The following is a 13,746-nucleotide window of genomic DNA, read 5'->3' as shown; positions in this document are numbered from 1 at the left end:
CGTCGCAGGCGCGCTCGCCCAGCAGCGCGGGCCGGCCTTCGGCGAGGTAGCGGCGTAGCCAGTCGCCGGCTTCGGTGCCGAAGGGAACCAGCCGTTCCTTGTTGCCCTTGCCGCCGACCACGCGCGCCACGCCTTCGTTGAGGCCGACTTCGATGGTCTTCATCTGCGTGAGCTCGGACACGCGCAATCCGCTGGCGTACATCAGCTCCAGCATGGTGCGGTCGCGCAAGCCGAGCGGAGTGGCGGTGTCGGGCGCTTCAAGCAGGGCTTCGACCTGGGCTTCGGTCAGCGTCTTGGGAAAGCGCGGCGGCTGCTTGGCCGGGCGCAGCAGCAGGCAGGGATCGGCCGTGATCATGTGCTCGCGCACCGCCCACTGGTAAAAACGCTTGAACACGGTGAGCCGCCGGTTGGCCGACGATGCGCGCGTCTCGAGGTGGCGCGATGCGAAGTAGCCATTGAGGGCGGCATCGTTCACCCCCAGCAGCGTGGCCGTAGCCGTGCCATGCAGCCAGCGCGAAAGCAGCGTCAGGTCGCGCCGGTAGGCGTCGATGGTGTTGCGCGCCAGCCCGTCTTCCAGCCACAGCGCATCGCAGAAACGGTGGACCAGGTCCAGGTCGGCAAGCAGCTCGGGGCTGTCCTGGGCTTCGGTGCCGCCTTCGACGGAGGCGAGATCGTTCATGCCAGCATCACCCCTTCGTGGATCAGCAACCAGCGTTTGATGTCAAGGAAGAAGCCATCGCCCTGGTGGTTGGCAAAGCCGCCGATGCCGCTGGCGCCGACCACGCGGTGGCAGGGAATCACCACCGGGAAGTAATTGGCCCCGCACGCCTGCCCGACCGCGCGCGGCGCGCTGGCGATCTGCCGCGCCACGGCGCCATAGGTGGTGACCTTGCCGCGCGGCACGCTCGCGATGGCTTGCCATACCCGGCGCTGGAAGGCGCTGCCGACCGGCGCCAGCGGGATATCGAAGGGGGCATCCGGATCGGCGTAGTAGGCCTCGAGTTGCCGCGCCAGCCGTCGCGCGACCGCATTGGCGGGTTCGATGAGCTTCATGCTCTCGGGCAGGTAGACGATCTCGCGGATGGTTTCGCCGTCGGTACGCACGCCGATCTTGCCGAAAGGCGCGGGAAGGATGGCGTCGAAGATGGAGTCCATGGCAGGGTGCGGAAGGCGCGAGCCTGGATTTTAGAGCATGGCGGAGCCGGTGGGATGCCCGGTGGCGTGCGAGGCGCTCGGGCGGCGCTTTGGTGGAGGCATGCAACCGCTTGCCTGCGGGTTTCCCCTTCCTTGAGTTCTGCCTCTCCGTATTATTTAATTCAAACTGAATTAATTAATGCAGCGGCGAATCCATCCTGTGATCCAGGCGGCGCCCAGAACAACACCGGAGACGATATGAACAGTGCCAAGGCCGGCCGCGGCGTGAATTCCGCCAGCCTGCGGCTGTACAACGAGCGCGCGCTGCTGCTGGCGCTGCGCCGGGCCGGGGAGGCGTCCAAGGCCGATCTCGCCCGCATGGCCCAGCTCACCAACACGGCGGTGGGCAGCATCGTGCAGACGCTGACCGAGGATGGCCTGATCGAAGTCGCCGGCCGCAGGCAGGACGGGCAGCGTGGCCAGCCGGCCAGCCTGATCCGCCTGCAGCCGAAGGGGGCGTTCGGCATCGGCGTGCGGCTGGACCGCGCCAGCATCGAGTGCGTGATGGTGGATTTCGGCGGCGAGATCCTCGCCACCCGCGCCCACCAGATGATCCTGCCGCACCCGGATCAGGCGCTCGAGATCGTGCGCGGCGACGTGGCCGCGCTGCGCGCGCAGCTGACGCCGGCCGAACGCAAGCGCCTGCTCGGCATCGGCGTGGCCCAGCCCTACAACCTCGGCGCCTGGCTGCGCGAACTGGATCTGCAGGACGAGGCTTCACAAGCCACCTTCCGCGCCTGGGATGCGGTGGACTTCGCCGCCGAACTGGCGGACGCCACGGACATGCCGGTGTTCGGCGAGAACGACGGGACCGCCGCCGCCGTGGCCGAACTGTTCTACGGCCGCCACCACGCGCAGAGTTTCCTCTATGTCTTCCTCGGCCCGGCCATCGGCGGCGGCGTGGCGCTCAACGGCGACTGCGTGCGCGGCGTGTCGGGCAATGCCGGCGATATCGGCATGATGCCGGTCCAGCCGGGCACGCTGGCCTCGGCGCCGCGCACCGGCAAGCGGCGCGACATCCTGCTGGCACGCGCTTCGCTCAATGCGCTGACCCGGCACCTGCGCCATCACGGTGTGACCATCGACGGYCACGCGGATCTGGAAGCGCAGGTGCGCAACCAGCATCCGGCGGTGGGGGAGTGGCTGGAAGACTGCATCGACGCGCTCGCGCCGGCTATGCAGTCCGCGCTGGCGGTGCTCGACGTGCCGCTGATCATCCTTGACGCCGACATCGATGCCGGCCTCGTGGCGGCGCTGATCGGGCGCCTGCAGACCGAACTGGACGAGGGCGCGCCGGAGGCGCGGCGCCCGCCGCGCGTGGTGCGTGGTTGCTTCGGTGCCAACGCCGGCGCGGTGGGTGCCGCCTCGCTGCCAATGTTCATGAACTTCTCGCCGCGGGCCGAAATGCTCAGGGGCGCATCCGCCATGATTCCGGAGGCCAACCATGCCATCGTCTGACCTGTCCGATTTTTCCGGCGCGTGTGCCAGGCCGCCCTTGCTGGCGCTGCGCAATATCTGCAAGACCTTCCCCGGCGTGCGCGCGCTGCGCAATGTCGAGCTGACCGCCTATGCCGGCGAGGTCCATGCCCTGATGGGTGAAAACGGTGCCGGCAAGTCGACCCTGATGAAGATCCTGTCCGGTGCCTACACCGCGGATCCCGGCGGCGAATGCCATATCGACGGGCAACGGGTGGAGATCGACGGGCCGCAATCCGCGCGCGACCTCGGCGTGGCGGTGATCTACCAGGAGCTGAGCCTGGCGCCCAACCTGAGCGTGGCGGAGAACATCTACCTTGGCCGCGCGCTGCAACGGCGCGGGCTGGTGGCGCGCGGCGAAATGGCGCGCGCCTGCGAGCCGACGCTGGCCCGGCTCGGCGCGGATTTCTCGCCCGTTGCCTGTGTCTCCAGCCTGTCGATCGCGCAACGCCAGCTGGTCGAGATTGCGCGTGCCGTGCACTTCGAAGCGCGCATCCTGGTGATGGACGAACCCACCACGCCGCTGTCCACGCACGAGACGGACCGCCTGTTCGCGCTGATCCGCCAGTTGCGCGGCGAAGGCATGGCGATCCTCTATATCAGCCACCGCATGGCCGAGATCGACGAACTGGCCGATCGCGTGACGGTGCTGCGCGACGGCTGCTTCGTCGGCACGCTGGACCGCGATCACCTGTCGCAGGCGGCGCTGGTCAAGATGATGGTGGGGCGCGACCTGTCGGGCTTCTATACCAAGACGCATGGCCAGTCGCGCCAGGGCGAGGTGATGTTGTCGGTGCGCGATATAGCGGACGGGCGCCGCGTCAAGGGCTGCAGCTTTGATCTGCGTGCCGGCGAGGTGTTGGGACTGGCGGGCCTGGTCGGCGCGGGCCGCACGGAACTGGCGCGGCTGGTGTTCGGCGCCGATGTGCGTACGCGCGGTGAGGTGCGCATTGCAAGCCCGGCCGGGATGGTCACGCTGCCACCCGGCGGCCCGCGCCAGGCCATCGATGCCGGCATTGCCTACCTGACCGAGGACCGCAAGCTGCAAGGCCTGTTTCTCGACCAGAGCGTGCTCGAGAACATCAACCTTATCGTGGCCGCGCGCGATGCCCTCGGGCTTGGACGCCTGAACCGGCCGGCCGCGCGCCGGCGGACCACGGAGGCCATCGACACGCTCGGCATCCGCGTCGCGCATGCGCAGGTCAATGTGGGTGCGCTGTCGGGCGGCAACCAGCAGAAGGTGATGCTGTCGCGGCTGCTGGAAATCCAGCCGCGCGTGCTGATCCTCGATGAGCCCACCCGTGGCGTGGATATCGGCGCCAAGTCGGAAATCTACCGCCTGATCAACGCGCTGGCCGAGAGCGGCGTGGCGATCCTGATGATCTCCAGCGAGCTGCCCGAAGTAGTGGGCCTGTGCGATCGCGTACTGGTCATGCGCGAAGGTGCGCTGGCCGGCGAGGTCCGCCCTGCCAGCAGCGCCGCCGAAACCCAGGAACGCATCATTGCGCTGGCGACGGGCGCGGCGCAGCCGGCGGCGGGCTGGACTGGCACGCCATTGGCCGCGGCCGTCAATGCCGCCGCGGGCAACGCAACAAGCAGCATGCTGCACTGAGACAGGGCGGAGCCTCTCCGCCACCCGCAAGAGATATTGACGCCGCCCTGCAGATCCCCGCAGCCGCCGGCGCAGGAGACAACCATGCACGAATCCATCACCCGTCCCGTTCCTTCCTCCGGTCCGGCCGCGCCGTCGGCGTCCCTCGGCCGCATCACCACGCAGGAGCGCCTGCGCGCGCTCGGCATGCTGCCGGTGCTGGTGCTGCTGTGCATCGGCTTCACGGTGCTCACCGAGAACTTCGCCGGCTGGCAGAACCTGTCGATCATCGCGCAGCAAGCTTCGATCAATATGGTGCTGGCCGCAGGCATGACCTTCGTGATCCTGACTGGCGGCATCGACCTGTCTGTGGGGTCGATCCTGTCGATCTCCGCGGTGGTGGCGATGCTGGCATCGCTGTCGCCGCAGCTAGGCATGCTGAGCGTGCCGGCCGCGCTGCTGTGCGGCTTGCTGTTCGGCATCGTCAACGGGGCCCTGGTCGCTTTCATGAAACTGCCGCCGTTCATTGTTACGCTCGGCACGCTGACCGCCGTGCGCGGGCTGGCGCGGCTGGTCGGCAACGACAGCACGATCTACAACCCGGATATCGGCTTCGCCTTCATCGGCAACGCAGAGGTGCTGGGCGTGCCCTGGCTGGTGATCATCGCCTTCGCCGTGGTGGGGGTGTCGTGGTTCGTGCTGCGCCGTACCGTGCTGGGCCTGCAGATCTACGCGGTGGGCGGCAATGCGGAAGCGGCGCGGCTGTCCGGCATCAAGGTGTGGGTCGTGCTGCTGTTCGTCTATGCGGTCTCGGGTTTGCTGTCCGGCCTCGGCGGCGTGATGTCCGCCTCGCGGCTGTACGCCGCCAACGGCCTGCAACTGGGCCAGTCGTATGAGCTCGACGCGATCGCGGCGGTCATCCTTGGCGGCACCAGCTTCGTCGGCGGCACCGGCTCGATCGTCGGTACGCTGGTGGGGGCGCTGATCATCGCGGTGCTGTCCAACGGGCTGGTGCTGCTGGGCGTGTCCGATATCTGGCAGTACATCATCAAGGGCCTGGTGATCATCGGCGCGGTGGCGCTCGACCGCTACCGCCGCAAGGGCTCGGCACGTACCTGATGCGCTTGCGCTGAACACACCGGCTACTGGAGACACGACATGTCCAAGCATTACCTGGCGGCACTCACGCTGGCGGCAATGAGCGTACTGTGCACCGGCGCGGCGGCGCAGGGCGCGCCGGACCCGGCGTCGGCGCCCGCGGCCGCGCAAAAGCCGTTGAAGAAGGTCGGCGTCACGCTCGGCTCGCTCGGTAATCCGTACTTCGTCGCGCGTGGACCTGATCCTGATCAACGCGGCCGATGCGCGTGCCATCGAACCGGCGGTGAAGAAGGCGCGCAAGGCCGGCATCGTGGTGGTGGCGGTGGACGTGGCGGCGGCGGGCGCCGACGCCACGGTGCAGACCGACAACACCCAGGCCGGCGAGCTTGCCTGCGGCTTCCTCGCCGAGCGGCTGGGCGGGCGCGGCAACCTGATCATTCAGAACGGCCCGCCGGTGTCCGCGGTGCTGGATCGCGTGAAGGGCTGCAAGACCGTGCTGGGCAAGCACCCCGGTATCCATGTGCTCTCCGACGACCAGGATGCCAAGGGCTCGCGCGAGGGCGGGCTGAACGTCATGCAGCTTTACCTGACCCGTTTCCCCAAGGTCGATGCGGTGTTCACCATCAACGACCCGCAGGCGGTCGGCGCCGACCTGGCCGCGCGCCAGTTGAACCGGCGCGGCATCCTGATCGCCTCGGTCGACGGCGCGCCCGATATCGAGGCCGCGCTCAAGGCCAACACCCTGGTCGAGGCCTCGGCCAGCCAGGACCCCTGGGCCATCTCGCGCACCGCGGTGGAGATCGGCGTGGGGCTGATGAACGGCAGGCCGCCCGCAAGCCGCACCGTGTTGCTGCCGCCTGCATTGGTTACGCGCGCCAATGTGAACGACTACAAGGGCTGGTCCGCGCCGCGCTAGCGTGGCCAGCGGCCACGCCAACCCGCTTCAAACCGATGAATCGAATAACCAACCGACTGGTGACATGATGCAAAGCAATGCTGTAGGCGCAGTACCCGAATTCGACTTCGTGCTGTTCGGCGGCACCGGGGACCTGGCCACGCGCAAGCTGCTGCCGGCGCTGTTCGACGCGCACTGCGTGGGCTCGCTGCATCCGCGCGGGCGCATCCTCGCGCTGGGCAGCCAGCCGCTCGGCCAGGAAGCCTACCTGACCATGCTGGAGGCCAAGGTGCGTCCCGCGCTGCCGGCGGCCGCGGCCGACGAAACATGGCGCTCGTTTGCCGAGCGCATTCTTTACCTGCAGGTGGATGCCAACGCGCCGGACGGTTTCGATTCCCTGGCCGAACTGGTGCGCGCGCGCGCCGCCCCGGTGGTGGTGTTCTACCTGGCCACGGGGCCGCACCTGTTCGTGCCGATCTGCGACCATCTGGCCCGCACGGGGCTTAATCACGCCGGCGTGCGTATCGTGCTGGAGAAACCGCTGGGTCATGACCTGGCCTCGTCCGACGCGATCAACTCCGCGGTGGCGCGCCATTTTGCCGAAGACCAGATCTATCGCATCGATCATTACCTGGGCAAGGAATCGGTGCAGAACCTGATGGCGATGCGCTTCGGCAATGTCCTGTTCGAGCCGCTGTGGCGGCGCGAATGGGTGCGCGATGTGCAGATCACCATCGCCGAGGAAATCGGTGTGGAAAAGCGTGGCGCGTTCTACGACGGCATCGGTGCGTTGCGCGACATGGTGCAGAACCACCTGCTGCAACTGCTGTGCATGGTGGCGATGGAGCCGCCCTCCAGCCTGTCCGAGGACGCCATCCGCGACGAGAAGCTCAAGATCCTGAAGGCGCTCAAGCCGATCGCGCTGAACGAGGTGGCCGAGAAAGTGGTACGTGGACAGTACTGCCGCGGCGCGGCGAGCGGCGATGCGGTGCCGGGCTACGTGAACGAGCCGGCCGTCTCGCCCGACAGCCAGACCGAAACCTTCGTCGCCATCAAGGCGGAGATCGCCAACTGGCGCTGGGCCGGCGTGCCGTTTTACCTGCGCACCGGCAAGCGCATGCAGTCGCGCGTGGCGGAGATCGTGATCCAGTTCCGCGACGTGCCGTATTCCCTGTTCCCGCGCCCGCTCGACCACGAGCCCGGCAACCGGCTGGTGATCACGCTGCAGCCGGAGGAAAGCATCCGCCTGCATTTCCTGGTCAAGCATCCTGGCGACACCCAGGCGCTGCAGCCYGCCACGCTGGATCTGCAACGCATGTTGCCGCGCGGGCAGGGCGGTCGCCATGAGCGCAAGACCGGGGCTTACGAGCGCCTGCTGCTTGACGTGATCCGGGGCCGTCTCGGGCTCTTCGTGCGGCGTGACGAACAGGCACAGGCCTGGCGCTGGGTCGCGCCCATCCAGCAGGCATGGGCGCAGAGCAATCTCGCGCCCAAGCTCTACACCGCGGGCACCTGGGGGCCGGCCGCGTCGAGCGCGCTGCCTTCGCGCGATGGCGCGGTCTGGCATGAAGAGCTGTGAAGTCAGCTTGAGGGATACCGCCGCCCTTGCCATGGCCAGGGCGGCGGCGAGTACAGGAGTTGAACCGATGTCCAATATGTCCCACCACCTGCCCACCTGGCAACGGCTGCAGGCGCATGCCCAAGTCATCCGCGATGCCCACCTGCGCGACTGGTTCGACGGCGAGCAGGGCGAAGCCCGCGGTGCCCGCTTCGTGGCCGAGGCGGCCGGCCTGACGCTGGACTATGCCAAGAACCGCGTCACCGACACCACGATGGCGCTGTTGTTCGAACTCGCCAGCGAGGCGGGCGTAACCACGCGGCGCGATGCGATGTACCGCGGCGAAGCGGTCAATACCACCGAGCGCCGCGCCGCGCTGCACATGGCGCTGCGCGCGTGGCCGGAGGATGGTTTCCATGCGCAGGGCGTGCCGGTGGCCGGCGACGTGGCCGCGGTGCTGGCGCAGATGGAACGCTTCGCCGGCGCGGTGCGCGGCGGCACATGGCGCGGCTGGAATGGCCGCGTGATTGCCGATGTGGTCAATATCGGCATCGGTGGCTCGGACCTGGGTCCGCGCATGGTCTGCCGCGCGCTCGCGCACCTGGATAGCGAAGGGCCGCGCATGCATTTCGTCGCCAACGTGGACGGCAGCGATCTCGCCGCGGTGCTCGCGCGGCTGGATGCCGCCAGCACGCTGGTGGTGGTTTGCTCCAAGACCTTCACCACGCTCGAGACCATGGCCAACGCGCAGACCGCGCGCGCCTGGTTCCTGCGCCACGGCGTGCCGCAGGCGCAGCTGGCAAGCCATTTCGTCGCGGTTTCCACCAACCGGGAGGCCGTGGTGGCGTTCGGCATCGATCCCGTCAACATGTTCCCGTTCTGGGACTGGGTGGGCGGGCGCTTCTCGCTGTGGTCGGCGGTGGGCCTGTCGATTGCGCTGGTGGTCGGCTTCGATCGCTTCCGCCAGTTGCTTGACGGCGCCCGCGCCATGGACCGGCATTTTGCCGAGGCCGGCGCGCCGCGCAACATGCCGATGATCCTCGGCCTGCTCGATGTCTGGTATCGCAGCTTCCTGGGCACCGGCAGCCGCTGCGTGGCGCCGTACTGCGAGCCGCTCGAATTGCTGCCGGCCTTCCTGCAGCAGCTTGAGATGGAGAGCAACGGCAAGTCCGTGCAGCTCGACGGCGCCGCCGCCGCGCAAGGCACTGCGCCCGTGGTGTGGGGCACCACCGGCACCAACGGCCAGCATGCCTACTTCCAGATGSTGCACCAGGGTTCGCACTGGATGCCGGTGGATTTCATCGCCGCGCTCGAACCGGCGTACGCGATGCCCGGCCACCATGGCAAGCTGCTCGCCAACTGCTTCGCGCAGGGCGAGGCGCTGCTGCGCGGCCGCACCRCCGAGGAGGTCAGGGCGCTGGGCGTGCGGGACGAGGCGCTGGTGCCGCACATGGTGTTCGAGGGCAACCGGCCCAGCAATACCTTGCTGCTGCAGCGGCTCGATCCCTGGCACCTGGGTGCGCTGATTGCGCTCTCGGAGCACCGCACCTTCGTGCAGGGCGTGCTTTGGAACATCAATTCGTTCGACCAGTGGGGCGTGGAACTCGGCAAGCAACTGGCTGGGCCGATCGCCTGCGAGCTCGACGGCGGACCGGTGCGGCCCCACGATGCTTCCACCGCCGGCCTGATCCGGCGCGCGCTGGCCGCGGCGTCGGCGTGGCAAGGCTGAGGCGCGGCGCGCGGCCGCTATCCAACACAGTAGAGGATGCAATGACAACGACACCATGGCCTGCGTACGTCGTCTTCGGCGAGGCGTTGACCGATATGGTCCACCAGGGCGGTCAGGACTGGCTCGGCCTGCCCGGCGGCTCATGCTGGAACGTAGCCCGCGTGGGCGCGCGGCTGGGCATTCCCACCGCGTTCGCCGGCGCGATCAGTTGCGACGCGCTGGGCGACCAGCTCGCCCTGGCCAGCGAGGACGCCGGCCTTGACCTGCGTTTCCTGCAGCGCGTCGAACGCTCGCCGCTGCTGGCTTTTGTCGGCGCGCAGCACCCGCCGCAGTACTTCTTCGTGGGCGACGACAGCGCCGATCTCTACTTCGATCCCGCGCGTTTGCCGCAGGGCTGGCGCCAGGCCGCGCGCACGGTGCATTTCGGCTCGCTGAGCCTGGCGCGCCAGCCGCTGGCCGCGCGCCTTTGCGAAGAAGCCAYGCAAGCAGCGGCGGCGGGCAAGCGCATCGCCTTCGACCCCAATTTCCGCATGCCCATGCGCGCGCCGGCGTACCAGGCGGTCTTTGCGCATCTCGCCGGCCTGGCGGACTACATCAAGGTCTCGGACGAGGACCTGCGCGGCCTGTATCCGGCACTGGATGAACACGCCGCGCTGGCCGCGCTCAGGGCGCTGGCCCCGCGCGCGAGCGTGCTGCTGACGCGCGGCGCCGATGGCATGACGCTGCTGCATGGAGATGCGGTTTGCGAACAGCCGGTGTTTGCCGTCGATGTGGTCGACACCGTGGGCTGCGGCGATGCCGCCATGGGAGGGTGGATGGCGGGATTGCTGCTGGATCCCGGGGCGACACCGGCGCGGCAGGCGCGATGGGCGGCGGCTAGCGCGGCGGTGGCGGCTACGCGGGCGGGGGCGTATTCGCCCACGGTTGCGGAGGTCGAGGCGCTGCTGGGCAAGATGGCCGTTCCGGCCTGACGGGGCCGGAACGGCGCCATACGGCGCAGCATCTGTTGAATCTTTCCTTCAATACAGCTAGAATTTTTCCGAACAACCATTTAACGGAACCAAGGTTCCAAAAAACGGAACCAGAAATTCTAGCCGGCCGCACCGCCGGGTGACGGGTGCGGCCCGAAGGGAAAGATCCCGCATGAGCATTCTTGAAGGCGTCGAAAGCGTGCTGGGCCTGTTCGAACAGGGCCGGCACGAGATTGTCTTTAACGACATCACCGACGAACTCGGCCTGGCCAAGAGTTCCGCGTCGCGCCTGCTCGCCCAAATGGTGAAATACCGCCTGCTGGAGATGCATCCAGCCACGCGGCGCTATCGCCCTGGCGTACTGCTGATCCGCGCGGCGCAAGCGGCCACCCAGGCACATCCCTTCGACGAGCAATGCCGTGACCTGCTGGCGGCGCTCTCGGAATCCACCGGTTTTACCGCCTACCTTTCCATGCTCGACGGCACCGACACCGTGGTGCTGCAGCGCCTGAACGGCAGCAATCCCGTCCAGGTGCTGTCCCCGCCCGGTACGCGCCGGTCCGCCTTCACCACGGCGATGGGGCGCGTGCTGCTGTCGCGCCTGTCCGGCGAGGCGTTCAGCGAGCGCTACGGCAAGTTGGCCGGCAAGAAGCTGCCGGATGCCCCGGCCGGTTGCCCCGCGACGGTGGGGGAATTGCGTGAGCGCGTGGCGGCCGCGCGCGCGGAGCGCAGCGCGATAGCCATCAACGAAGGCATGCCGGGCATCGGCGCGGTTGCCACCACGATTGCCGATCCGGCGTCGGGCGACCTGCGCGGCCTGTGCTTGTCCTTTACCGCCATGCAGGTCGGCCAGGCGCAGGCGCAGGCATTGCGCGACGCGCTGGTGGAGGCGGTAGCTGCCCTCGGCCAGCGCATTGGCGACCCGCTGTGGCGCGACCCGCCGGCACCCGCGGATGAATAACGCAGAAGATCCCCACACTCCCATGGAATTACTGTTACTGAGCAATTCAAGCAGCGACGAGGGCTACCTCGTCCATGCACACGACGCGATCGCCGAACTGGCTGGCGGACGCCGGCAGGCATGCTTCATTCCTTTCGCGGGCGTGACGCGCGAATGGGACGACTATGAAGCCCTGGTGCGCGATGCACTGTCGCCGCTGGGCCTGGCCACGCACTCRCTGCATCGCGCGGCCGATGCAGGGGCCGCCATTGCCGCCATCGACACGGCCGAGCTGATCGTGGTCGGCGGTGGCAATACCTTCCGCCTGCTGCAATGCCTGCGCGAGCGCGGACTGCTCGCCGCGATCTCCGCGCGCGTTGCCGCCGGGCACGCCCGCTATCTGGGCTGGAGCGCGGGATCCAATCTGGCTTGCCCGAGCATTTGCACCACCAACGACATGCCGGTGGTCTATCCGGGCGGCTTCGACGCGCTCGGGCTGGTGCCGTTCCAGATCAATCCGCACTACTTCAATCTCACCGTGCCTGGTTTCCGCGGGGAAACGCGCGATCAGCGCCTGGCGGAGTTCACCACGCTGGCGCCGCATATGCCCATACTGGGTTTGCCGGAGGGCAACTGGTTGCGCGTTTCCGGCGAGCGGTTCGACATGGGCGGGCCGCACCAGGCGCGCTGGTTCAAGGGGCCGTCCACCTGGGACGTTGCGCCGGGCGCACTGGTGCTTCCAGAGTAAGCAGGGCAGGGCCAATTGGAAATGAGCGCGCGAGTCGCGGGAGGTCAGGCAGGATGTCGATGAAGCAGGTTATTGAGTCGATCGAGTTGCTCTCGGCGGCAACGGTCGACGGCCAGACGGTCGCCGCGCTGCTGCGTGCGCGCGGCGTGGCCGATGTCACTGTCACGCGCGTGGAAGAGGGCGGGCTGTACACGGATTTCCTCGCCTGCACGCTGCCGGGCCGGGACCCGGGCCTGCCCGCGCTTGGCCTGGTCGGGCGGCTCGGGGGCGTGGGTGCGCGCCCGGCCGTGACCGGGCTGGTTTCGGATGCGGATGGCGCCATCGTTGCGATTGCCGCCGCGCTCAAGCTGGCCGACATGGCTGCCACCGGCGACGTGCTGGCTGGGCCGGTGCGGATTCACACCCATATCTGCCCGCACGCGGCCACGCGGCCGCACCATCCGGTGCCGATGATGAAATCGCCTTTCGCAATGCGCAGGATGATGTCGCATGAGGTGCATGCCGGGATGGCCGCCATCCTGTCGGTGGACACCACGCGGGGCAACCGCTTCGTCAACCGCCGCGGCGTGGCGCTCACGCCGGTGGCCAAGGAGGGCTGGCTGCTGCGCCTGCCCGAGCGCATGCTGGACGTGATGGGCTGGGTCAGCGGCGAACTGCCGGCCGTGCTGCCGCTGACCACGCAGGACATCACGCCATATGAAAACGGCCTCTGGCACGTCAACTCCATCATGCAGCCGGGCATCGTCACCACCGCGCCCGTGATCGGCGTGGCGCTGACCGCGCAGACCACGGTGCCGGGCTGCGCCACCGGCGTGACCAACGCCTTCGACCTCGACGTGGCCACGCGCTTCTGCATTGAAGTGGCCAAACTGTTCGGCCCTGGCAACTGCGCCTTCTACGATGAAGCCGAGTGGGCCGAATTGCTGCGCCGCTACGGCTCGCTGGCGCATCTGCAAACGGTGGGGCGTGAAGCATGATGCCGGCCCGCCGTGAACCGCGCGTGGGATTCGTCACCATCGGGCAGTCGCCGCGTGTGGATGTGGTGCCGCAGATGATGGCCGACCTTCGCATGCCGGTGGCGGCGGAGGAGTTCGGCATTCTCGACGCGCTGGACGCCGCCGGCATCGCGGCAATGGCGCCGGGCGCCGGCGAGTATCGCTTTGCCACCCGCATGCGCGACGGCAGCCAGGCGGTGGTCGGCAAGCCCGTTGCGCAAGCGCGCCTCGCGCGGCTGCTGCAATCGCTGGACGACGGCCGCTTCGATGTGCTGGTGCCGCTATGCACCGGCACGGCGCTGCCGCCGCTGAACACGCTGGTGGTGGAACCGCAGCAGGTGGTGGATCACCTCACCGTGGCGCTTGCATCAGGTTGCAAGCGTCTTGGCATCGTGCTGCCGCTGGAAGCGCAGGTGAAGGACTTTCACCTGATCCAGCCGGTGCCTTGCGAGCTGCGCGTGACCCACGCCTCGCCCTATCTCGATGCCATGAGCGGACGCTTCGCGCAGGCCGGCGAAGCCCTGCGCGGCTGCGACCTGATCGTCATGCAT

Annotated in this window: 12 protein-coding genes and 1 pseudogene; 11 read left to right on the top strand and 2 right to left on the bottom strand. The window is 68.3% G+C overall.

Annotated elements, in window-relative coordinates; all coding sequences use genetic code 11:
* Both AC1DKD_RS36325 and AC1DKD_RS36320 read right to left on the bottom strand, forming a co-directional pair.
* A partial coding sequence (locus AC1DKD_RS36325) for a tyrosine-type recombinase/integrase (RefSeq protein ID WP_477144367.1) occupies positions 1–679 on the bottom strand: 679 nt, incomplete at its 3' end.
* Positions 676–1,155, bottom strand: coding sequence for a methylated-DNA--[protein]-cysteine S-methyltransferase (locus AC1DKD_RS36320; protein WP_276286799.1), 480 nt, complete (start codon positions 1,153–1,155; stop codon positions 676–678). The genes AC1DKD_RS36325 and AC1DKD_RS36320, both read right to left, overlap by 4 nt.
* A gap of 237 nt (positions 1,156–1,392) precedes the next feature.
* On the opposite strand from AC1DKD_RS36320, the gene AC1DKD_RS36315 reads away from it, so the two are divergent.
* From AC1DKD_RS36315 to AC1DKD_RS36265, 11 genes and pseudogenes are all read left to right on the top strand, one after another.
* Positions 1,393–2,652 (top strand): ROK family protein, encoded by a 1,260-nt coding sequence (locus tag AC1DKD_RS36315; protein ID WP_441635271.1) that lies wholly within the window; start codon positions 1,393–1,395, stop codon positions 2,650–2,652.
* Positions 2,639–4,282, top strand: coding sequence for a sugar ABC transporter ATP-binding protein (locus AC1DKD_RS36310; RefSeq protein ID WP_441635269.1), 1,644 nt, complete (start codon positions 2,639–2,641; stop codon positions 4,280–4,282). Before AC1DKD_RS36315 ends, AC1DKD_RS36310 begins: the two co-directional genes overlap by 14 nt.
* An 84-nt stretch (positions 4,283–4,366) precedes the next feature.
* Positions 4,367–5,380 (top strand): ABC transporter permease subunit, encoded by a 1,014-nt coding sequence (locus tag AC1DKD_RS36305; RefSeq protein WP_441635267.1) that lies wholly within the window; start codon positions 4,367–4,369, stop codon positions 5,378–5,380.
* A 39-nt stretch (positions 5,381–5,419) separates the two neighbouring features.
* Positions 5,420–6,275: pseudogene (locus AC1DKD_RS36300) on the top strand (substrate-binding domain-containing protein).
* Between the two features lie 67 nt (positions 6,276–6,342).
* The gene (gene zwf / locus AC1DKD_RS36295) at positions 6,343–7,833 is read left to right on the top strand and encodes a glucose-6-phosphate dehydrogenase (RefSeq protein WP_441635291.1); all 1,491 of its coding nucleotides are present in this window, start codon (positions 6,343–6,345) and stop codon (positions 7,831–7,833) included.
* Positions 7,834–7,909: 76 nt separating this feature from the next.
* Positions 7,910–9,541 carry a glucose-6-phosphate isomerase gene (gene pgi, locus AC1DKD_RS36290; RefSeq protein WP_477144368.1) on the top strand — a complete coding sequence of 544 codons (1,632 nt, stop codon included), beginning with the start codon at positions 7,910–7,912 and terminating at the stop codon, positions 9,539–9,541.
* A 41-nt stretch (positions 9,542–9,582) separates the two neighbouring features.
* On the top strand, positions 9,583–10,512 hold the full coding sequence (locus tag AC1DKD_RS36285) for a carbohydrate kinase family protein (protein WP_477144366.1): 930 nt from the start codon (positions 9,583–9,585) through the stop codon (positions 10,510–10,512).
* A 172-nt stretch (positions 10,513–10,684) separates the two neighbouring features.
* A complete protein-coding gene (locus AC1DKD_RS36280) occupies positions 10,685–11,473 on the top strand; it encodes an IclR family transcriptional regulator (RefSeq protein WP_441635261.1) in 789 nt (262 codons plus the stop codon).
* A gap of 22 nt (positions 11,474–11,495) precedes the next feature.
* Entirely contained in the window at positions 11,496–12,200 is a 705-nt protein-coding gene (pepE, locus tag AC1DKD_RS36275) for a dipeptidase PepE (RefSeq protein WP_477111688.1), read from the top strand.
* A 53-nt stretch (positions 12,201–12,253) separates the two neighbouring features.
* Positions 12,254–13,177 carry a DUF1177 domain-containing protein gene (locus tag AC1DKD_RS36270; protein WP_441635257.1) on the top strand — a complete coding sequence of 308 codons (924 nt, stop codon included), beginning with the start codon at positions 12,254–12,256 and terminating at the stop codon, positions 13,175–13,177.
* Positions 13,174–13,746, top strand: a 573-nt coding sequence (locus AC1DKD_RS36265; RefSeq protein WP_477144365.1) for an AroM family protein, incomplete at its 3' end; no start/stop codon positions are given. The genes AC1DKD_RS36270 and AC1DKD_RS36265, both read left to right, overlap by 4 nt.

This window comes from Cupriavidus sp. 05T313 (genome assembly GCF_056396665.1).
The sequence above is the reverse complement of the archived record's forward strand: the minus strand, read 5'-3'. Positions and strand labels throughout refer to the sequence as shown.